Origin of the sequence: Enterobacter cloacae complex sp. ECL411, from assembly GCF_021869665.1 — a bacterium.
Taxonomy (GTDB): Bacteria; Pseudomonadota; Gammaproteobacteria; order Enterobacterales; family Enterobacteriaceae; genus Enterobacter; species Enterobacter intestinihominis.
The window spans coordinates 4110881-4130496 of record NZ_CP091486.1 but is presented as its reverse complement, the minus strand read 5'-3'; the positions used below and the strand labels follow the sequence as shown (position 1 = coordinate 4130496).

Sequence of the window (19616 nt, the reverse complement as noted above, 5' to 3'; positions counted from 1 at the left end):
TGGCGTTGGCGCTTACCGGGCTTACAGTCAGGTGTGAATTACTTGATATAAGTAAAGGCGGTGGTGACGTGCTTCACGCCGCTCACCCGGCTGGCGATATCCGCCGCCGCTTTCCCTTCACGTTCTGTCACCAGGCCTAGCAGGAACACTTCGCCGTTCTCAGTGGTTACTTTCACGTTTGAGGATTTCACCTGGTCGGTACCCAGCAGCTGGGAACGCACTTTGGTGGTGATCCAGGTATCAGATGACGCGGTGCCGAGACCAATCGGCTGGCCCTGGCGGATCTCGTTAAACACTTCCGCCGTACCTTCTACGCCCATCGCGATCTGTTTGGCGCGCGAGGCGAGTTCAGGGGTTGGCGCCTGGCCTGCCAGCAGAACTTTACCCTGATAAGCCGTCACGTTAATGCGTGCTTCCTTCTTGATCTGTTCGTCTTTCGACAGCGCACTGTTTACGCGCAGCTCAAGCGTACCGTCATCCACCTGCGTCCCAACGGTACGCGGATCGGTCGCTGCTTTGGTGCCGACCGCTGCGGTACCGACTACAGCGGCAGCGATGCATCCCTGAAGCAGTAATGCAGACATCACGACTGCAAGGGCCGATAAAACCTTCATGAGAACTCCTTAATCATCCTGGTGAGGGAAAAGCGTGTTATCGATCAGATCGCATAAGCAGTTCACCGTGAGCATATGCATCTCCTGGATGCGGGCGCTACGGTGCGAAGGAATGCGGATCTCCACATCCTGCGGCCCCAGCAGGCCAGCCAGCTCACCGCCGTCGTAACCGGTCAGGGCGACAATCGTCATGTCCCGGGTTACTGCCGCTTCAACCGCCTTAACGATATCCCGGCTGTTACCGCGCGTGGAGATCGCCAGCAACACGTCTCCGGCATGGCCTAAGGCGCGCACCTGCTTGGCGTAAATTTCGTCATGCAGACGATCGTTGGCAATCGCAGTTAAGACCACGTTATCGGTGTTTAGTGCAATGGCAGGTAAACTCGGTCGCTCGGTTTCGAAGCGATTGATCATGCTGGCAGCAAAATGCTGTGCGTTGGCGGCGGACGTGCCATTGCCACAACAGAGGATTTTGTTGCCGTTGAGCAGCGACTGAACCAGCGTCATCGCTGCACGCGAGATCGCGTCCGGAAGGGCTTCCGCTGCGGCAATCTGCGTTTGAATGCTTTCTGTGAAGCACACTTTTATTCGTTCGAGCACGGTATCCCTTTAAAATCTTATTTATGCGTCTTCGCCAAACGCGTTTTTAAGCCAGTCGATCGCATTTCCGGTGAAGGCTACCACATCGAAACGGCAATCCACAGTATCAAAACTCCCATTATGGCGGGCAAGCCACAAGTGGGCAGTCTGTAATAATTTTTGTTGTTTGGCGAGCGTCACGCTGGCGGCAGCACCGCCAAAACGGGACGACTGTCGGTAGCGTACTTCAACAAACACGATGGTTTGACCGTCTTTCATAATCAGGTCAATCTCGCCGCCGCGCCCGCGAACGTTGGCGGCGACAAAGCGCAGTCCTTTGCCTTCAAGCCAGCGGCGCGCTTTTAGCTCCCACGCGTCGCCGGTCTCTTTGCGGCTTAACTGGCCGGGACGATCTGCCCCTGCTGGTATTTGAGCCATGATAACTTCCTGTTAATCACACAATCCTGATCGGCGGTCAGATCGCCGGTATTCCCGTTAAGCTCAAAGCCCGGTACCTGGCGCATCTGGGTAAAGTGGTTTGCCAGCGCCCAGGCATCGACGCCCATCGCGTACAGACGCGCCAGGGAATAATCATTGCGCACCGCGCCCAGCGCCTGCTGCATCAACTGCGGGTTGCTGCCTGCCAGCATAGGGATCTCGCTGTATTGCAGTCCTTCCATTTCCAGACGGAAATCCGGGCCTGCGGTACCCTGTGCGCTGCGTGAGCTGGCGTAGAGCGTTGCGCCGCTCTGGCTGCCGTTACGCATGGCGATCATTGGTTTGATAAAGGCGATCTCTTCCGGCGTAGCGACGATGTACGCCGAATCCACTTTACCGCCGCCGCTGATTTGCGCGTCGGTAGGGGGGGCTGGGATCGTCAGACCGCCGATGGTGACGCTCTGCTGCTGCGGCAGGCTGGCGGATACCGGGCTACCGTTGAGGGCAATACCTGCCCCGCCGTTCACGCCCGCTCTCAGTTCGGAAGCTGAGCCAAATTTCTGCTGCAACACCACGCCACCGCCAAGGGTCTGCCACTCTTGCGCAAAGGCGTTGGCAACGCGGTCGCCCAGCGTGCTGCGTGGGATCAGCAGCAGCGGCGCCTGTTTGCCCTGCTCGTGGATATGACGGGCCGCATCGCGGGCTTCATCCTCCGGAGAGAGGGCGAAGTAACAGATATTGGCGCGGTTCTGAACCTGCTCAGGCTGGTTAAGCGCCAGCACGTTCAGCGTGGTGTTGCTCTTCATCAGCGCTTCCACGTTGTTTTTCAACAGCGGGCCGACAACGATGCTGGCCCCGTCCTGCTGAACCTGCGCCAGCACCTGGTCAAGCGGCTGGGCGCTGGTGTCGTAGATTTTCAACTCTGCACCAGGGTTAGCGCTGGTGGTGGCCACAGCCTGCGGCTGGGCTGCTGGCTGCTGTTCCGGCTGCGCGGTTTGCGGCTGAGGTTGTTCTGCCGTCGCGGGCGCCGGGGTTTCAGCCGGGGCCTGTGTTGCCGCAGGCGCTGAGGTAGCGGGTTGCGTCGTTGGGGCGGTAACCGGATTCTGCATGGTGCCCTGGGCAGGGGTTTGCGCGGTGGTCAGGTCGCTGGTTTCGGCGGCTGACGGACTGACGACGTCATTCACATTCGCCGCCTGTGCTGCCTGCGCCGGAACGGCGCTGCCGGTGACGGCGGTAGTGCCGTTTTTCGCGGCTTCAAAACCTTGCTGAATGGCGCGGCCAAACACCGCTGCCTGGCCGTTTAACGGCAGCAGCAGGGCGATTTTGCTGGTGGAGGCGGGCTTAAAGTTTTGCACGTTCACCAGCTGCGTTGGCAGCATTTTTGCTCCCGGGTTTTGCGGGTAGCGCTTTTGCCAGTCGGTAATGCCGGCTTTCAGCATGTTCGGATCGCTGCGGTTGTTGAACCACATCTGTTGCAGATCCAGCCAGCCTTGCAGGACATTTTCATCGGCGTTGATCACCAGCGCTCTGGCCTGATCCTGGGTCATGGAGGCGAGTGCCTGCCAGGTTGCGTCAATATTTTTCTGCTTGTCCGCACCCGCAAGCAGAGGCTCCTGGGCAATCAGCGCGCGGAGAAGCGTCAGGGAGGGGTGACCCTGCTCAGCGGTGATACCGGCCTGCCAGAAACGGGCCTGCTGATTCTTATCCAGCGCGCTCAGTTCGATAGTGCCGAGGATCTTCTTAGCGCCGTCGAAATCTTTCTGCGCGACCTTCAGTTCTGCCGACAGCAGCGTCTGCTCATGGCGCTGATCGTCGTTAAGATCCTGCGGCAGCTGGCTGAACAGCTCGGCAGCCTGCTGGGTTTTTCCTTCCTTCAGCAGTGCACGAATGGCGAGTAATTGCCAGTTGATCCTGGTATCATTTGAACTCTGCGACATTTGTTGCAGATAAAAGCCAGAATCAGCCTGAGCGGATCCCTGCATATGAGCAGTGCTCTGGTCAGGTGCCTGGGTGCCGCAGCCGGTAAAGATCAGGGCTGCCAGCAGGAGGGGCACGCTGTGCGCGGCTTTTTTTCGAAGAAACGTTAACGGTACCATACTGTATCCAGTGATTTTTTTACGCAATGCTCAATATTAAATCGGCAATACGGACGAAACAATGAAACAACACGAAACGGCAGATAATTCTCAAGGCCAGCTTTATATTGTACCTACTCCTATCGGGAATTTGTCTGATATTACCCAACGTGCACTCACTGTATTGCAAGCTGTTGATTTAATTGCTGCTGAAGACACCCGTCATACCGGTTTACTGCTGCAGCACTTTGCCATTAACGCCCGTTTGTTTGCCCTGCACGATCACAATGAGCAACAAAAAGCCGAAACGCTGGTGGCGAAGCTGAAAGAAGGGCAGAACATCGCGCTGGTCTCCGATGCGGGTACGCCGCTTATCAACGATCCGGGCTACCATCTGGTGCGCACCTGCCGTGAAGCAGGGATCCGCGTTGTGCCGCTGCCGGGGCCGTGTGCTGCTATTGCTGCATTAAGCGCGGCGGGCCTGCCGTCCGATCGTTTCTGCTACGAAGGTTTCCTGCCTGCTAAATCCAAAGGCCGTCGCGACGTGTTAAAGGATCTGGAAGCAGAGCCGCGTACCCTGATTTTTTACGAATCAACCCACCGCCTGCTGGAAAGCCTGGACGATATGGTTACCGTCTGGGGCGAATCCCGCTACGTGGTGCTGGCGCGCGAGCTGACCAAAACCTGGGAAACCATTCACGGCGCGCCGGTTGGCGAACTGCTGGCGTGGGTGAAAGAGGATGAGAACCGCCGCAAGGGCGAAATGGTGCTGATTGTCGAAGGGCATAAAGCGCAGGAAGACGCCCTGCCTGCCGATGCGCTGCGTACGCTGACCCTGCTACAGGCTGAACTGCCCCTGAAAAAAGCGGCGGCGCTGGCGGCGGAGATCCACGGCGTGAAGAAAAATGCGCTGTATAAATATGCGCTGGAGCAGCAGGGGGAGTAAGCCCCTGCCGCCTGTTTTGCCGGGTGGCGGCTTCGCCTTACCCGGCCTACACCGTGTCAAAGCCTTACTATTTTCCCGGAATCGCCTCAAACACCAGCGTTTCCAGCGGTTGCAGCGTAATCACCACAGCGTTTTTATATTCCTCTGGTACGGTCGAATTACTGCCGTACACGGCTTTCAGGGTAAACTGCGAGCGCTCTCCTGCCGGGATCTCAAAATCTTTGGTTAAATCCAGGTAGTAACGTTGCGGCTTATCCGACGGGTTGCGTAAACCAAAAATCGCTTTGTCTTTACTCCATGAGGCCCAGCCGTAAACCTCAAGCGAAGTTGGGTCACCGCCAATCCAGTGCGTATCCACCAGCACGCTGGCATTCTCACGCGACCACTTCGCCGCCTGTGCCAGGGTGTCCCACTTCGCCTTGTTAAGCATGGACGGCGTGATGTACAGCTCCTGAAGTTGAGTTCCGGTCGCGAAGTAGCTCCAGACCTGATCGGCAAAATCACCGTCCGTTTGTACTTTCTCCAGTCCATAGTAAGCGTTCTCTGCACTGACGATCCCGTGGTACATCAGGGAGTTCAGCGGGAACAGCGGGCCTTTGCGTACGATGGAGCGATAAGTTTCGGCATCCCGGTAGGTCATCCACTGCTGCACTGGCGTGCCGGGACCGTACAGGTTGATATCATCGCCCTGACGCCAGATTGAATCAGCATAGAACAGCCAGGACGGGCTCGCGTCGGTCCCGGTGGTCAGGTTGATAAACAGGTTCGGGTTTGCGCTGCGCATGTTGTGCAGCAGGGCAATGGACGCGTCAAAATCCGATGCAAATGGGCTGCCCTTGATATGCGAATTGGCGTTACCCATTCCGTCGAGTTTGAACGAGGTAATGTGCTCGTTTTTGATCAGCTTAATGATCTGATCGTTAAAGTTTTTAAAGTAGTTCGGCCCCGACAGCGCCAGCTTGCCGTCTACGGTTTCGAAACCATACTCTTTTGCATGCGAGACGCGAATATCGCGCGGCTTGTTGTAACCGCCCCACGGTGAAAGCCACAGCCCAACCGAGCTATGCAGGCTATCGGCTTTTTCCCTGACTTTGCCAAAACCGTTGCTGAATGCCGGGCCAAACAGCCAGCGTCCGGTGCGATCGTCCCAGCCATCGTCCAGCAGGAACGCGTCCAGCGCCACCCCGCGTCCGGCAATAAATTCTTTATTCCATTCGTCCATCCGCCCAATGACATCCTGCTCGGAGTAAGGAGTAAAGAAGCCAATGTCCATCCAGCTGTTGTAGTGCAGATAAGGCTTATAAGGCCGCGGGCGCACGGCATCGATAAACTGGTTTACGCTGCGCCGCAGCTGATTAGTTTCCGGGAAAGTGCCGAACCAGGTGGTAAAACTGACCGGTGTCTCAGGCAGAATTGGCGTTTTCAGCTCCACGTTGAGGTTCGTGGTGGCTTCATAAGCGTAAGTATTCACAATCGGTTTGTCTGGCAGGATGAAGAACGAGTCGGCCACGATTGGCGAGCTGTTAATCGCCCCGTCAACGTAAGGTGCCTGAGACTGCTTCTTCGTCGGGAAGAAGGTCATTTTCGCTACGTCCCGCGGCTGCCCGACGGCGGCGATGGTGTAGCCGATGCTGGCGTATTTTCCCTTCACCAGGTTCAGTTTCACCGTTACGTTAAAATCCGGATGCGTAAAGTCGATGACTATCGCGTTGTCCTGCTTTTCGACGTGCTTGATTTTGAAATCAGCGGTGTGGATTTTTGTTTCATCCGGCAGCGTCAGAAAGAACAACTCCTGTGGCGTGAGCGGATGGTTAGCCTTGCTGTCCGTTACTACTACCGTTGCATTTGCATCATCAAACGAAAGGGCAATATTGTTGTTACTGAGCGCGTAGTTTGCTGCCGCCGCGCCATGAGAAACACAGAGAGCCAGCAGCGAGAGAGTGAGCCTTGTTTTCATCGGGGTAAGATCCTTATCAGTAATGCTTCAGCATTCGGTTGATGGACTGTTCCAGCCAGTAGCGCTGGGTGCCGAAGTTAATACGCAGGTAGTTTTCGCCGTTTTGTACGTAGTGGCTGCCATCTTCGATGACCACGCCAGCCTGTTTGGCGAAATGTTGGGTTAGCGCCGTCGCACTGCGATCGTCCGCACTGACGTCTATCCAGGCGAGATACGACGACTCCGGGTTCATCATCTTCCATGCAGGGAAGTGGGTCTGGATGGCATCCGCAAGGTAGCGGGCATTGCCGCGCAGATAACCATTCAGCGCGTCGAGCCATGGCAGACCTTGCCGATAGGCCAGAATAATTCCCCACACGCCGAAGATATTGGGCGAGGTAATGGAGTTCTTCTCCAACTGCTGGCGGAAACGCTGGCGCAGCGAATCGTCTGGAATCATTGAGTAGGATGTTTTTAGCCCGCCAAGGTTGAAGGCTTTATTGGGGGAGGTCAGCACAATCAGGTTGTCCTGGGCGGCACAGCCCGAAGTCAGACAGCTGACGAATGTACCGTCCAGAATGTGCTCGGCGTGAACCTCATCAACCACCAGAATCGTGCCGTAGCGCTTACAGAGATCGGACACCTGGCGTATCTCATCCGCGCGCCAGATGCGGCCCGAGGGGTTATGCGGCGAGCAGAAGAACCACAGTTTTGGACGGTGAGTTTTGAGCTGAACTTCAATCAGATTAAAATCCAGCTGATAGCGGTTTTCCTTCACGCTCAGCGGATTTGCAAGCACCCGCACGCCCTGTCGCTGTGTCGCCATCGCAAACGGGTCATACACCGGGGTGTTCATCATCACGCAGTCGCCGGGATTGCAGAACGCCTGAACCGTATAGTGCAGCGTAGAAACGGTGCCGTAGGTCAGGGTGATCCATGACTTATGCACCTCAACCTGATGACGGGTGCGCTGGAAGGCGATGACCGCATCGTAGAATTCGTCGAAGCACCAGGTGTAACCGAAGGTGCCATGCTCCACGATGCGCTGAAAGCCTTCAATCACGGCGGGTGGCGAGGTGAAATCCATGTCTGCTATCCACAGCGGGATAAATCCCTCCGGGACATCACCGAAACGCGAACACACAAACGCATGATCCCATTTACGGCATTTATCGCTTTTACGCTCAATGATTCTGTCGAAATCAAACACAACGACCCCCTGTTAAATTAAGGCTTCAATGCCGGATTTGACGCTCTGCACCTGCGGGCCGATGATCACCTGAACGCTGTGGGCATCAAGCACCACGACTGACAAGGCGCCAGCGGCCTTCAGCGCCTGCTGGTCGATAAGCCCCATATCTTTCACCACCAGACGTAAGCGGGTAATGCAGTTGTCGAGCGACTCAATATTCTCTTTACCGCCAAGCGCGCGAAGAATAAGCCCATGATCGTATTTTGATTTTCCACGTGCCCGGGTATTGGCTTCCACCGCCTGGAGCGCACCCTGCGCGTCAACCTCACGGCCTGGCGTTTTTATATCGTGCTTGAGGATGTACCAGCGGAAGACGAAGAAGTAGATAGCAAACCAGGCAATACCCACCGGGAACAGCAGATACCATTTGGTCGACATCCCCTGCATGACGCCGAAGATCAGCAGATCCAGAATACCGCCGTCAGTGTTGCCGATGGTGACGCCGAGCAGCGCCATCACCATCAGCGCCAGGCCAGACATAACGATATGAAACGCGTAAAGCACAGGGGCAATAAACAGGAACAGGAACTCAATCGGCTCTGAAATACCCGTGACAACTGAAACCAGCACGCCTGAAAGCAGCAGCCCTTTAATCACCGGACGGTTTTCCGGGCGCGCGGTGCGGTAGATAGCGTAAGCCACGGCAGGCAGGCCGAAGATAAAGGTCGGCATAAACCCTTGCGATAAAAATGCCGTAACGTGCGGGCTAAACGGCAGACCCGCTTTCAGCTCGGCGTAGAAAATGTTCAGCGCACCGGCCACTTCCTGGCCGTTAACCATCTCAATGCCGCCCGCCGGGGTGAAGCGCACCATCGCCAGCAGTATGTGATGCAGGCCAAAAGGTTTGAGTAGCAGCACGCCCACGCCATACAGGAACGGCCCAAAGACGCTGGTGCTCTGGATGATATGACCAATCCCGGCAATGCCCATTGCCACATATTCCCACAGCAGGGGGATGACCAGGCCGACCAGCGACAGGGTGAGGGCGGTAACAATCGGTACAAAACGAATGCCGCTAAAGAAGGCAAATGCGTCGTGCAGCACCGTGTCCTGGAAGCGTTCGTGCAGGAAGTAGGTGATCACCCCTACCACAATGCCGCCGAGCACGCCCATCTCCAGCGTTTGAATGCCAAGCACGATGGATTGTCCCACCTGTCTCATGGTGGCGGCATCCGCAAGCTGGTGGGTGGCGGTCAGGTAGTAGTTGATGCTCATGTTCATCAGCATGTAGCCAACGAATCCGGCAAAAGCGCCCACCGCTTTATTACGCCTGGCAAGGCCCATTGGGATCGCCATGGCAAACATCAGCGGCAGATAGGTAAAAGCAAAGCCACCGACCATGGCGATAAAACCAAAGGTGAGCTGCGTTAACTCGCCGCCCAGAAAGGGAAAACTTTTGATGGTGGAAGGGCTGGTGACAGAACTACCGATACCTAACAACAACCCCATAAAGGCCAATAGCGAAACCGGGAACATAAACGTCTTTCCCAGGCTCTGGAAAAACTCCCACGCTTTCGATTTAAACGACTTTTCCTGTGTCATGTAGGGACTCCTCGGATTTTTAGGATAATGGAAGGCGCTGTCCGGCTTAAGGACGCGCCTTCATATTTGCGAGGCTTATAGTTATTTTTTCGGTACTAACGTTATGCGCGATGGGTTCAGGCTTCAGCCGGAAGCAGCAGGCGGTTCGCCGAGCCGCAAACGGTGATTTTGCTTCTGACCACCTCTTTCATGGCATCCATGCCGACGCGCATGTAGAAGCGCGGATCGTTGCCCTGTGGGTTCTCGGCAAACCAGGCTTTGACTGCGTCAGAGAAGGCGATTTTCAGCTCTGTTGCGACGTTAACTTTGCAGACGCCCAGCTCAATGGTGCGGCGCACATCCTCATCCGGAACATCGCTCGCACCGTGCAGTACCAGCGGCACTGTCACTACCTCACGGATCTCGGCCAGCCGCTGGAAGTCGATTTTTGGGCGTTTGGTATAGAGGCCGTGCGCGGTTCCGATGGCAACGGCGAGGCTGTCCACGCCTGTCAGTTCGACAAAGCGTTTTGCTTCCTGCGGGTCGGTCAGGAACGCGCTTTCGGCGTCGACGCTCATGTCATCTTCCACTCCACCCAGTCGGCCCAGTTCGGCCTCGACGCTACAGTCGTTGAGGTGACAGAAATCGACGACCGATTTCACCAGCTTGACGTTTTGTTCGAAGGGGTAATGGCTACCGTCGATCATTGCGCTACGTACGCCGGCATGGACTTTGCGGCGAATGTCATCCAGCGATTCGTGGTGATCGAGGTGTAGCGCCAGCGGCATGTCATAAGTAAGGGAATATGCGCTGCACAAGGCGTAGATCTCTTCCAGCGCAATATGTTTAAACGTCCCCGGCGTACCCGCGAGGATCACCGGGGATCGCATTTCGCTACAGACTTCGAGGATCGCCTGGATCGTCTCGGCGTTATGAATGTTAAAGGCCGGAACGGCATAGCCCTTTGCCTGTGCGTCCTGCAAAAGATATTTGGTAGAAATAATACTCATGAGCCTGTCCTCTTAAGCCTGCCACGGATGAATAACGACGCCCTGGACCACACGGTTAACCGTACCGCTGGCGGATGGCGTATCTGGCGTATTGCCAACGTGCAGAGACTGGGTCAGTGCGAAGACCTGGGCGTACATCAGGAAGCAGAACGCCTGCTCCATATCGTTAAATGAACGAGAAGGCGGCAGCAGGATATGCGGGCCAGCTTCAATGACCGGATCCGTTTCGGCTGCAATGGCTACTACCCGCATAGCCTGACGATCGCGACGTAGCTCGGCGAGCAGATCCAGATCGTACTGACGCGTGTACGGATGGCTGGAGACAAACACGACGACCAGCGTTTCGTTGTCCACCAGTGACTTAGGCCCGTGACGGAAACCCGTTGGCGAATCGTAGAATGCCGCCAGCTTACCGGCGGTCAGCTCCAGCACTTTCAGCGCAGACTCCCGTGCGGCGCCCTGTAATCCACCGCTGCCCAGATAAACAATGCGTTTCCACGGTTCGTTACCAAAGACGCCGGGGCTGAAATCGCCAAGCGATGTGAGGATCGCCTGACAGCGATCGGACACGTCGCGGAACGTTTTGCTGTTGATCGTTTCCGGTGCGAATACCGCCAGGCAGCTCGCCATCATGGTGGTGATGCTGCTTGTCATCGCGAACCCGCGATCGTGCGTTTCGGCTGGCATGAGCAGAGCGCAGGCGTTATCGCTGTCGACGGCATTCTGATACAGGCTGCCCGCTTCATTACAGGTGATCGACAGGTGGTAGCACTCCGGTACGAACTGATTCGCCAGCTCAACGGCGGCGACGCTCTCCGGGCTATTGCCAGAACGGGCGAAAGAGACCAGAAGCAGCGGGTGCGCAGGGCTGAAATAATCCATCGGGTTGGTGACCAGATCGGTCGTAGGTATCGCGGTGATGTTTTTCCCCGTGTGGCTGGCAAGCCATGGCGCAATGATGTCGCCGATAAAAGCGGACGTACCCGCACCGGTCAGAACGATCCGCAGATCGCGCTTGCGCAACAGTGGCGTCAGAAAACTGTCGATCGAGGTGCGCAGGTTATCAATATTGTTGAGCGAGCGAAGCCAGCTGGCTGGCTGCTGGCGGATCTCTTTTTCGGTCCAGGTGCCGGTGGTGGCGGTAGTGGTTTGTGGCATAACTCAGTCCTTAGTCGTGTGAATTCCACATCAGACGCTGGCAAACGTGTCGCTATCTTTCGTTTCGTTTCACTTATTCACTTTAGCAGTTAAATAAAATCTATAGAAAAGAAATCGAAAGTTCAATGGCGTAAAAGAAATAAAACGAAAAGTGTGATCGCGAAAGGAAAGGAGAAAATCAAGGAAAGGAAAAGAAAGGCCTTACGATCGTCTTCCGTAAGGCCAACAGGGCACACTGTGAAAGGGCTACAGGGAAAGAGCCTGACCCTGGATCCAAATCTGCCGGAGGTGTAAACCCGCATCCAGCGCAATAATATTGGCGCGTTTGCCCGGCGCTAACGATCCCAGCAGGTGATCCATACCGAGCAGACGGGCGGGATGCAGTGAAGCCATATGGATAGCTTGCTCTGGGGCGACCCCCGTATGCTCCACCATATTTCGCACGGCGGCATCCAGCGCGAGCGTGCTGCCCGCCAGCCCGCCTGAGGCCGTGCGGACAACGCCGCCCTGCATCTCGACATTTCCACCACACAACGTATAGCGTCCATCAGGCATACCCGCCGCCTGCATGGCATCGGTAATCAGCACCGTACGATCCTTCGCGCAGCAACAACACAGCCGCATGGCTCCAGGATGAACGTGATGCCCGTCGGCAATAAGCTCCAGCCACGCGCGTGGGTCCGTAAGGCCAGCGCCAACCATGCCGGGCTCCCAGTGGTGTAACCCCGTCATGCCGTTGTAGCAGTGCACCAGCCCGGCTGCGCCTGCATCAAATGCGGCCAAGGTTTGCGCGTATGTAGCGGCGCTGTGGCCCAGCATGACGCGTATCCCTTTTTGCTTGAGGTGATGGATCGCCTTCAGGGCTTCCGCTTTTTCCGGCGCAAGCGCCACTACCCGCAGCGTGTTCTGCGAAACCGCAATCAGATCATCAAGTTCCGCGAGATCCAGTTCGCGAAACAGTTCTTGCGGATGTGCCCCTTTGTTCTGCGGCGTAAAGTACGGGCCTTCCAGATAGCTGCCCAGGACCTGCGCACCGGGGCCACCGACATGACAGCGTCGGGCAATGCGCCGTAACGCGCCATGGATCGCCTCCAGCGGAGCGGTGACGGTGGTAGGCAGAAACGCCCCCACGCCTTCACGCGCTTTATGCATGGCTAACCGGTCCAGCACGTCGGGGGCATCATCCATCACATCCACACCCGCGCCGCCGTGGACGTGGATATCAATGTATGCCGGGCAAAGCAGGTCTGCCTCGCGGGTGTTAACCCCTGCCGGAATCGGCTCGATGGCGGTGATGACGCCTCTATCCATGCGCAGCTGATGGTCATCCAGCCAGCCCTGCCCGGTAAGCAGACGACGCGCGCGCAGCAGCTGGCTCATATCCCTTCCTCGGCGGGCGCTTCCTCGCGACAGCGTGCAAGCTCATCCACCAGGCTGGTCAGGCCGCGATGGCCGCACTCCAGCGCCTGCAAACGAAATGCTTCACTGCTTAACCCTTCGCGCTCCAGAACCATCTCCAGCAAAAGCTGGAGATTGGTGCCGGTGATCACTTCGCTGCCGGGGTGTTGCATCGCGAGGGTAGAGGCCACACGAAACGGCGTACCGCCGAGAAGATCGGTGAGAAACACGATATCGTGCTCTGCATCCAAATCATTCACTGCCTGCTCAAGCTGCGCGGTCAGCCGCGCAGTGGTGGAGCTTTCCGGAAAATCGATGGCGATAAACTGCGGCTGTTCGCCGAGGATTTGCTTCATCGCCTGTTCCAGCCCGCTGGCAAAACCGCCATGACCCGTCAAAATAATGCCTAACATCGCAACCTCTTTGCTTTTACAGGAAGTGACAGAATTTACCGACAACGCCCAGCACCACGGTGATACCAATCAGGCGCAGCGGGCTCCAGCCACGGCGTACCAGCCAGAACATGGTCAGGGTGTAGACCAGCGGCAGAAAGGCGGGCATCAGTTTGTCGATCACGTCGGTTTGCAGTTTGACGACCGCATCCCCGGCTTTGATCTCAAGTGTGGTATTCAGGCGCACATAGGTTGCCACCAGCGCACCAATCACCGTCATCCCGACAATGGACGCAGCATGACCAACCTTTTTGGTGTTGGCCTTGATCAGCGGGATCGCGGCGACACCCATCCGGTAGGCATAGTGCGCCAGACCAAAACGCAGGCCGAGATGCACCACGTTAAACAGCACGATAAAGACCACGGCGCCAAGAATGGATCCCTGTAGCGCCAGGCTGGCGCCAATCCCCCCGCAAATAGGCAGCAGGGTTAGCCAGAACATGGCGTCACCAATGCCACCGAGCGGTGCACCGACGGCAATTTTAGTGCTCTGGATGCTGTTCACATCCTGCTTGGAACGCTCCATTGCCAGAATAATGCCGATGACGAAGGTCACCAGGAACGGGTGGGTGTTAAAGAAGCCCATATGGCCTTTCATGGCGCGCGCCAGGTCCCGCTTATTGGTGTGGATCTTTTTCAGCGCGGGCAGTAGCCCATACAGCCAGCCGGAGGCCTGCATTCGCTCGTAGTTGAACGAGGCCTGTAGCAGCATGGAACGCCAGGCGACACGGTTAATATCCTTTTTCGTTAGCTCAGCGCCAATACTCTGGTCTTCGTAGACGTTTTCATTCACGCCGGTCAGCAGCGTCTCTTCACTTTCAGACACGCCCGGCAGGGTGGTTGGATTAGATGCCATCTTCAAATTCCTCTTTCTGGGCCGCAGGCGCCGTCGGTTCAGGCGATTTGCGCAGCAGGTCGATCAGCGCCATCGCCAGCGCAGCCGCGGCAATCGCCAGCACCGGCAGTTTCAGCCAGGCCGCGGCGACAAAGCCGATAATGAAGTAAGGGATGTAGACGTTTTTCATCATGATCTTCAGCAGCACGGCGAAGCCGATCGCTGGCATGATGCCGCCCGCGACGCCCAGACCGTCGATCAGACGTTCCGGCAGGACATCAATCGCGGTATTCGCATGTTCAGCCCCGAAGTAGATGGGCAGAAACGCACACAGGAAGTAGAAGACGCCGAGCGCCAGCAGTGCCAGATAGTTGACCCGTTCAATACCACGGGTGTCTGCGTTAGCCGCCATGCGATCGCAGCGGGACATCACGCCGGACATCACCGAGAAGAGGAAAGTGATCCCCATCTGAACCGCCACGGCAAACGGCACGGCGACCCCAACCGCGACATCCGGTTTCACGCCTGTGGTAATGGCAAATGTGGTGCCAACGATGGTGCCGATAATCACGTTTGGCGGCTGCGCGCCCGCCAGCGGCGCGAGACCCATCCAGACCAGTTCTAACGTACCGCCGGTCAGAATTCCGGTGTGCAGATCGCCCAGAATCAGGCCAACCAGTGGCCCGAGCACCACCGGACGGTGCATGTGTGTTAAGCCGTTAAACATATCCAGGCCCGCGATAAAGGCGAGAAGCCCCAGCGCGAAAGCCTGCAACAGACTGATTTCCATTGTGAATCCCTCAGAGCAGTTTAAAGAGATCCAAAGCAGTCTCTGTTGGAACGCCCTGAACGAAGCATTCCACTCCGGCCGCCTTCAGGCCGTTAAACGCGGCGATATCGTTCGCGTCTACAGATACCGTTTTGGCAATTTGCTGTTTGCCACTGGCGTAATGCATATTTCCGACGTTGATACGGGTGATGGGCACGCCGCCCTCGACCAGCGTTAAAAAATCAGCCGGTGTTTTACAAACCAGCAGAATTTTCTGCCGATCGGCGGCGCGATGAATGTTGTCGATCACTTTTTGCAGGGACCAGAAACGCACGGCGATGCCTTCCGCAAGCACCATCTCCATCAGGTTTTGCTGAACCGGATCGTCTGCAACCTCGTCATTTGCCACCAGCACCAGGTTCGCCCCCGCAAACCCCACCCACTGTACGCCCACCTGACCGTGGATCAGGCGTTCATCAATGCGGCATAAGACAATGTTTGGCATAGCGTTTTCCTCTTTTTAATTATGCGTGTTGAGTCGTTACGCCTTCGCAGGCGGCATGGTACTGCTGGAGTATGTCCTGAATGTGGTCGAGAATGAGCTCCCGTGGTGTGGACCTGAGAGCACCCTCGCGAACTTTGCTGTACTGCAACGGCAGATACTGGCTGATCAGCGGCAGCGGGATCGGTTCATCCGCCAGGTTGCGTACCAGTCGCTCAAAAGCCTCGTCAATCTGGCTGTCTGGCCAGTAATAGCGCACGCGGTCGGAATAGCTGTAACCGCGGGCCAGGCGACGGGCATTGCCGTCGCCGTGATAGTGGCTTTGCCAGTATTCCGGGCGATCGAGCATCACGTTTTCCAGGACGTGACGCAGTCCTGAGCAGGCTTTTGCCGGCAAAAGCTCTTCTTCAATTGCAGCCAGGGAGAACAGCGCTTCGCGCAGCGCGAAGGTTAGCGCAGGGCCGACTTTCAGAATGGCGAAGTGATCTTTCACCAACTGGCGCAGCGCCTGCGGCGTCTGGTAATCGGTAGAGTGTGCTTCAAATACGAGCGTGTCGTAGGCTTCAACCATCTTGCTCAGTGCGACGGCTTTATGCGGTTGATAGTCACAAACGTGCGCATGGTCGAACTCAACGCCAGGCTGAACCACCAGGCCAATAATGCGCGGCCAGATGTCGCTTAACCCTTCCTTCTCGAATGCGTGGCGGTGTGCCTCAAGCGTGGCACGTGCCGCCTCTGGTGTGGTGACCTCAAGCTCGGTCAGCGTTTCGTGTGCCCCACCGGGAACCGGAACTTCCGTGCCGATAACGTAGACCAGATCCGCTACGCCAAATTGCTCGAGACAGGTGGTTTCGGCAATTTTAGCCAGCCGAGCGGCACGCCCGGCAACGATTGCATCGGTTAAAGGAACCGGATCGTCTTCGCAGGACATGCTGCAATCGAGGTGAATTTTTTTAAATCCGGCCGCCACGTAGCTTCTGATCAGATCGTCGGCGTTCGCCATCGCCTGCAAAGCTGGCAGGTTTTGCCAGCGGTTTGGACCTAAATGATCGCCGCCAAGGATCAGCTGTGAGGTGGGGAAACCGAGGGATCCCGCCAGATTGCAGACAAACCCATAAAAATCGGCGGGCGTCATACCGGTATAGCCGCCAAATTGATCCACCTGGTTTGAGGTGGCTTCAATCAGCAGAGGCGTCTGTTGTGAATGGGCGTAACGAATTGCAGCTTCAAGTACCAATGGATGTGCGGAACAGACGGCGTAAATCCCGTTTGTATTCCCCCGTTTATGTTGTTCCACCATTTCTGTCAGATGTTTCACTTTCCTCTCCATTTCGGATGGTGTTGGTATTCATCTTTCGTTTTGTTTCATTTGATACTGCATTATGGTGGGGTAAAAATAAAACGAAAGATAATAGTTTTCCGATCTGTTTCACAAAAGAAACATAATGAAAGGTTTCAGCGGCGGTTAAGCTTGCGTCTGCTCACCATACAGGGCTTGCATTCCCTCAAAAGAAAGGCGTTAATAAGCAAAACGAAATGAAACGAAAGTTTATTTACTAAGGAGCTCGTATGAGCAGCACCGATTCATCCGCAGAGAAGCGCATCACCGGCACCAGTGAAAGGCGAGAGCAGATCATTCAGCGGTTGCGGGCGCAGGGAAGCGTGCAGGTTAACGATCTTTCTCTTTTATACGGCGTGTCGACGGTGACGATCCGTAACGATCTGGCCTTTCTGGAAAAGCAGGGGATTGCCGTTCGCGCTTACGGCGGCGCGCTGATTTGTGAAGGTAATGCCCCCGGCGTGGAGCCGTCCGTTGAGGACAAAAGTTCCCTTAATACGGCTGTGAAGCGCAGCATCGCGCAGGCGGCGGCTGAACTGGTGAAGCCGGGTCACCGCATTATTCTGGACTCCGGCACCACGACCTTTGAAATTGCTCGCATGCTGCGCCAGCACACCGATGTTATTGCCATGACCAACGGGATGAACGTGGCAAACGCGCTGCTGGAAGCGGAGGGCGTAGAGCTGCTGATGACCGGCGGGCACTTGCGCCGTCAGTCGCAGTCCTTCTATGGTGACCAGGCGGAGCAGTCCTTACAGAATTACCATTTTGACCTGCTGTTCCTGGGCGTCGATGCCATCGATCTCGATCGGGGGGTGAGTACGCACAACGAGGATGAAGCCCGTCTGAACCGGAAAATGTGCGAGGTGGCGGAGCGTATTATCGTTGTCACTGATTCCAGCAAGTTTAACCGTTCAAGCCTGCATAAAATCATTGATACTCAGCGGATCGACATGATTATCGTTGATGAAGGTATTCCGGCGGAAAGCCTGGAAGGGTTACGCAAAAGCGGGATCGATGTGGTGCTGGTCTAAAGAGGCTTTTCCCCTCACCCTAACCCTCTCCCCATAGGGGAGAGGGGACTGCTCGGTGCGGTTTTTTTACCCTCTCCCCGGTGGGGAGAGGGCAGGATGAGGGGCCATCACGTCACCGGCGCCGGGTTAAACACCGCCAGCGAGTTATGCAATCCCCATTGATCGGAGAAGGTTTTCTTCCGCCCGCTTGCCACATCCAGAATGAAGTGGAACAGCTTCCAGCCCACCTCTTCAATACTCTCTTCCCCGGTGGCGATGGTGCCCGCGTTGATATCCATTAAGTCATACCAGCGGTTTGCCAGCTCGGTGCGGGTCGCCATTTTGATCACCGGTACCGCCATCAGGCCGTACGGCGTGCCGCGTCCGGTGGTAAAGACCTGTACCGTAATGCCGGATGCTACCTGCTGGGTGCCGCACACGAAATCACTGGCAGGCGTTGCCGCGTAGATCAGACCGCGTTTGGTTGGTCGCTGGCCAGGTGAGAGCACTTCCACAATCGCGCTCTGGCCGGATTTGGCAATCGACCCGAGGGCCTTTTCCACCACGTTCGCCAGGCCGCCTTTCTTGTTACCCGGAGACGGGTTGGCGCTGCGGTCGGTTTTGCCCATGTCGAGATAGTTATCGTACCAGGCCATCTCCTCCAGCAGGCGTTTGCCCACCTCTTCGTTAACGGCGCGCGGCGTGAGCAGGTGGATAGCATCACGCACCTCGGTGACTTCAGAGAACATCACCGTGGCGCCGCAGCGCACGAACAGATCGGAGGCATAACCTACCGCCGGGTTAGCGGTGACGCCGGAAAACGCATCGCTGCCGCCACACTGTGTCCCAACCACCAGTTCAGAGGCCGGGCAGGTTTCACGCTGGCGTTTGTTCAGCTTCTCCAGATGGCGCTCTGCCACCTGTAAAATGTCGTCGACCATCGATCTGAAGCCGACATGGTGTTCATCCTGAAGACGCACAATACTGGCCTCGTCAACCGGAATGGCTTTCACATCCTCAGTACCCTGCAACAGGCGTTCTGGCTGCAATTTTTCACAGCCGAGGCCAATCACCATCACCTCGCCGCCAAAGTTTGGGTTAAGGGCGATATTGTGGATCGTGCGGATCGGCACGACCGCTGCGGGCGCGTTGATCGCCACGCCGCAGCCGTACAGGTGGTTAAGACCCACCACGCCGTCAACGTTGGGGTATTTCGGCAGCAGATCGCGCTCAATAATTTTCACCACGTAATCCACGACACCCGCCACGCAATGCACGCTGGTGGTGATGCCAAGCAGGTTTTTGGTTCCCACGCTGCCATCCGCGTTGCGGTAACCTTCGAAGGTATAACCCTCCAGCGGAGGTAACGGCTCAGGGACGCGGGTAGCCAGCGGCAACGTCTCCAGCGGCGGGGCGGTGGGCAGCTCAACCAGCGACTCCTCAATCCAGCTACCCTGCGGGATAGCGCGCACCGCATAGCCGATGACTTCGCCGTAGCGCACGATTTCGCCCTGCGCCGGGATATCGACCAGTGCGACTTTATGCCCCTGCGGAATGTGCTCAATCAGCTCGAGCCCGTCCGGAAAGCGGGTACCCGCTTTTAAGCCATTGTCGTTGACAATAATCGCCACGTTATCGGTATCGTGCACTTTTATATAGAACGCCGTCGGCGACGCCTGTCGAATTTCAATATCGGCCATTGTTCACTCATCTCCAGCAAAATATCTGATACTAAATATAGCCAGATGGTTAATCGTTTCTTATTGAGGAAATAAAGAA

At 56.5% G+C, this 19616-nt stretch carries 18 protein-coding genes; 2 read left to right on the top strand and 16 right to left on the bottom strand.

Going from position 1 to position 19616, the window contains the following annotated elements; genetic code table 11:
- Positions 1-38: 38 nt before the first annotated feature.
- The 4 genes from dolP to L3069_RS19765 are packed head-to-tail and all read right to left on the bottom strand — an operon-like array spanning position 39 to position 3727.
- Positions 39-614 carry a division/outer membrane stress-associated lipid-binding lipoprotein gene (gene dolP / locus L3069_RS19780; RefSeq protein WP_022649505.1) on the bottom strand — a complete coding sequence of 192 codons (576 nt, stop codon included), beginning with the start codon at positions 612-614 and terminating at the stop codon, positions 39-41.
- Positions 615-623: 9 nt separating this feature from the next.
- Positions 624-1214: a DnaA initiator-associating protein DiaA gene (gene diaA / locus L3069_RS19775; RefSeq protein ID WP_003861754.1), complete on the bottom strand. Its 591-nt coding sequence runs from the start codon at positions 1212-1214 to the stop codon at positions 624-626.
- A 21-nt stretch (positions 1215-1235) separates the two neighbouring features.
- Positions 1236-1631, bottom strand: a complete 396-nt coding sequence (locus tag L3069_RS19770; protein ID WP_022649504.1) for a YraN family protein — start codon at positions 1629-1631, stop codon at positions 1236-1238.
- The gene (locus L3069_RS19765) at positions 1589-3727 is read right to left on the bottom strand and encodes a penicillin-binding protein activator (protein ID WP_038416784.1); all 2139 of its coding nucleotides are present in this window, start codon (positions 3725-3727) and stop codon (positions 1589-1591) included. Before L3069_RS19765 ends, L3069_RS19770 begins: the two co-directional genes overlap by 43 nt.
- Positions 3728-3788: 61 nt before the next feature.
- Here L3069_RS19765 and rsmI point away from each other — a divergent pair, with 61 nt between their 5' ends.
- Positions 3789-4652, top strand: a complete 864-nt coding sequence (gene rsmI, locus L3069_RS19760; RefSeq protein ID WP_032626405.1) for a 16S rRNA (cytidine(1402)-2'-O)-methyltransferase — start codon at positions 3789-3791, stop codon at positions 4650-4652.
- A 67-nt stretch (positions 4653-4719) separates the two neighbouring features.
- On the opposite strand, the gene L3069_RS19755 is transcribed toward rsmI, so the two are convergent.
- The 11 genes from L3069_RS19755 to kbaZ all read right to left on the bottom strand — a co-directional run bounded on the left by L3069_RS19755 (position 4720) and on the right by kbaZ (position 16815).
- Positions 4720-6609: an enterotoxin gene (locus tag L3069_RS19755; RefSeq protein ID WP_023307052.1), complete on the bottom strand. Its 1890-nt coding sequence runs from the start codon at positions 6607-6609 to the stop codon at positions 4720-4722.
- Between the two features lie 16 nt (positions 6610-6625).
- Complete coding sequence (locus L3069_RS19750) at positions 6626-7798, bottom strand: MalY/PatB family protein (protein ID WP_022649500.1); 1173 nt, start codon at positions 7796-7798, stop codon at positions 6626-6628.
- A 12-nt stretch (positions 7799-7810) separates the two neighbouring features.
- Positions 7811-9382, bottom strand: a complete 1572-nt coding sequence (gene malX / locus L3069_RS19745; RefSeq protein WP_022649499.1) for a maltose/glucose-specific PTS transporter subunit IIBC — start codon at positions 9380-9382, stop codon at positions 7811-7813.
- 116 nt (positions 9383-9498) lie between these two features.
- Positions 9499-10371: a tagatose-bisphosphate aldolase subunit KbaY gene (gene kbaY / locus L3069_RS19740; protein ID WP_003861740.1), complete on the bottom strand. Its 873-nt coding sequence runs from the start codon at positions 10369-10371 to the stop codon at positions 9499-9501.
- A 12-nt stretch (positions 10372-10383) separates the two neighbouring features.
- Positions 10384-11529 (bottom strand): SIS domain-containing protein, encoded by a 1146-nt coding sequence (locus tag L3069_RS19735; RefSeq protein ID WP_038416782.1) that lies wholly within the window; start codon positions 11527-11529, stop codon positions 10384-10386.
- Between the two features lie 246 nt (positions 11530-11775).
- Complete coding sequence (gene nagA, locus L3069_RS19730) at positions 11776-12909, bottom strand: N-acetylglucosamine-6-phosphate deacetylase (protein WP_236901893.1); 1134 nt, start codon at positions 12907-12909, stop codon at positions 11776-11778.
- Complete coding sequence (gene agaF, locus L3069_RS19725) at positions 12906-13340, bottom strand: PTS galactosamine/N-acetylgalactosamine transporter subunit IIA (RefSeq protein ID WP_038416780.1); 435 nt, start codon at positions 13338-13340, stop codon at positions 12906-12908. Before agaF ends, nagA begins: the two co-directional genes overlap by 4 nt.
- A 16-nt stretch (positions 13341-13356) precedes the next feature.
- On the bottom strand, positions 13357-14235 hold the full coding sequence (gene agaE, locus L3069_RS19720; protein WP_022649494.1) for a PTS N-acetylgalactosamine transporter subunit IID: 879 nt from the start codon (positions 14233-14235) through the stop codon (positions 13357-13359).
- On the bottom strand, positions 14225-15004 hold the full coding sequence (agaW, locus tag L3069_RS19715; RefSeq protein WP_038416778.1) for a PTS N-acetylgalactosamine transporter subunit IIC: 780 nt from the start codon (positions 15002-15004) through the stop codon (positions 14225-14227). The genes agaE and agaW overlap by 11 nt, the downstream gene beginning before the upstream one ends.
- A gap of 10 nt (positions 15005-15014) precedes the next feature.
- Positions 15015-15488: a PTS N-acetylgalactosamine transporter subunit IIB gene (agaV, locus tag L3069_RS19710; protein WP_003861728.1), complete on the bottom strand. Its 474-nt coding sequence runs from the start codon at positions 15486-15488 to the stop codon at positions 15015-15017.
- A 19-nt stretch (positions 15489-15507) separates the two neighbouring features.
- Entirely contained in the window at positions 15508-16815 is a 1308-nt protein-coding gene (kbaZ, locus tag L3069_RS19705; RefSeq protein ID WP_032677146.1) for a tagatose-bisphosphate aldolase subunit KbaZ, read from the bottom strand.
- A gap of 239 nt (positions 16816-17054) precedes the next feature.
- Between kbaZ and L3069_RS19700 the strand changes: the two genes are divergently transcribed.
- Positions 17055-17858, top strand: a complete 804-nt coding sequence (locus tag L3069_RS19700) for a DeoR family transcriptional regulator (protein WP_015571958.1) — start codon at positions 17055-17057, stop codon at positions 17856-17858.
- Between the two features lie 107 nt (positions 17859-17965).
- Here L3069_RS19700 and garD read toward each other — a convergent pair whose 3' ends face one another.
- Positions 17966-19537, bottom strand: coding sequence for a galactarate dehydratase (garD, locus tag L3069_RS19695; RefSeq protein ID WP_023307046.1), 1572 nt, complete (start codon positions 19535-19537; stop codon positions 17966-17968).
- Between the last annotated feature and the right edge of the window lie 79 nt (positions 19538-19616).

What these genes read in the sequence shown, in the direction of transcription:
- dolP (WP_022649505.1), bottom strand. Translation starts at nt 614, where the DNA reads ATGAAGGTTTTATCGGCCCTTGCAGTCGTGATGTCTGCATTACTGCTT.
- L3069_RS19770 (WP_022649504.1), bottom strand. Translation starts at nt 1,631, where the DNA reads ATGGCTCAAATACCAGCAGGGGCAGATCGTCCCGGCCAGTTAAGCCGC.
- L3069_RS19765 (WP_038416784.1), bottom strand. Translation starts at nt 3,727, where the DNA reads ATGGTACCGTTAACGTTTCTTCGAAAAAAAGCCGCGCACAGCGTGCCC.
- rsmI (WP_032626405.1), top strand. Translation starts at nt 3,789, where the DNA reads ATGAAACAACACGAAACGGCAGATAATTCTCAAGGCCAGCTTTATATT.
- L3069_RS19755 (WP_023307052.1), bottom strand. Translation starts at nt 6,609, where the DNA reads ATGAAAACAAGGCTCACTCTCTCGCTGCTGGCTCTCTGTGTTTCTCAT.
- malX (WP_022649499.1), bottom strand. Translation starts at nt 9,382, where the DNA reads ATGACACAGGAAAAGTCGTTTAAATCGAAAGCGTGGGAGTTTTTCCAG.
- kbaY (WP_003861740.1), bottom strand. Translation starts at nt 10,371, where the DNA reads ATGAGTATTATTTCTACCAAATATCTTTTGCAGGACGCACAGGCAAAG.
- L3069_RS19735 (WP_038416782.1), bottom strand. Translation starts at nt 11,529, where the DNA reads ATGCCACAAACCACTACCGCCACCACCGGCACCTGGACCGAAAAAGAG.
- nagA (WP_236901893.1), bottom strand. Translation starts at nt 12,909, where the DNA reads ATGAGCCAGCTGCTGCGCGCGCGTCGTCTGCTTACCGGGCAGGGCTGG.
- agaF (WP_038416780.1), bottom strand. Translation starts at nt 13,340, where the DNA reads ATGTTAGGCATTATTTTGACGGGTCATGGCGGTTTTGCCAGCGGGCTG.
- agaE (WP_022649494.1), bottom strand. Translation starts at nt 14,235, where the DNA reads ATGGCATCTAATCCAACCACCCTGCCGGGCGTGTCTGAAAGTGAAGAG.
- agaW (WP_038416778.1), bottom strand. Translation starts at nt 15,004, where the DNA reads ATGGAAATCAGTCTGTTGCAGGCTTTCGCGCTGGGGCTTCTCGCCTTT.
- agaV (WP_003861728.1), bottom strand. Translation starts at nt 15,488, where the DNA reads ATGCCAAACATTGTCTTATGCCGCATTGATGAACGCCTGATCCACGGT.
- kbaZ (WP_032677146.1), bottom strand. Translation starts at nt 16,815, where the DNA reads ATGGAGAGGAAAGTGAAACATCTGACAGAAATGGTGGAACAACATAAA.
- L3069_RS19700 (WP_015571958.1), top strand. Translation starts at nt 17,055, where the DNA reads ATGAGCAGCACCGATTCATCCGCAGAGAAGCGCATCACCGGCACCAGT.
- garD (WP_023307046.1), bottom strand. Translation starts at nt 19,537, where the DNA reads ATGGCCGATATTGAAATTCGACAGGCGTCGCCGACGGCGTTCTATATA.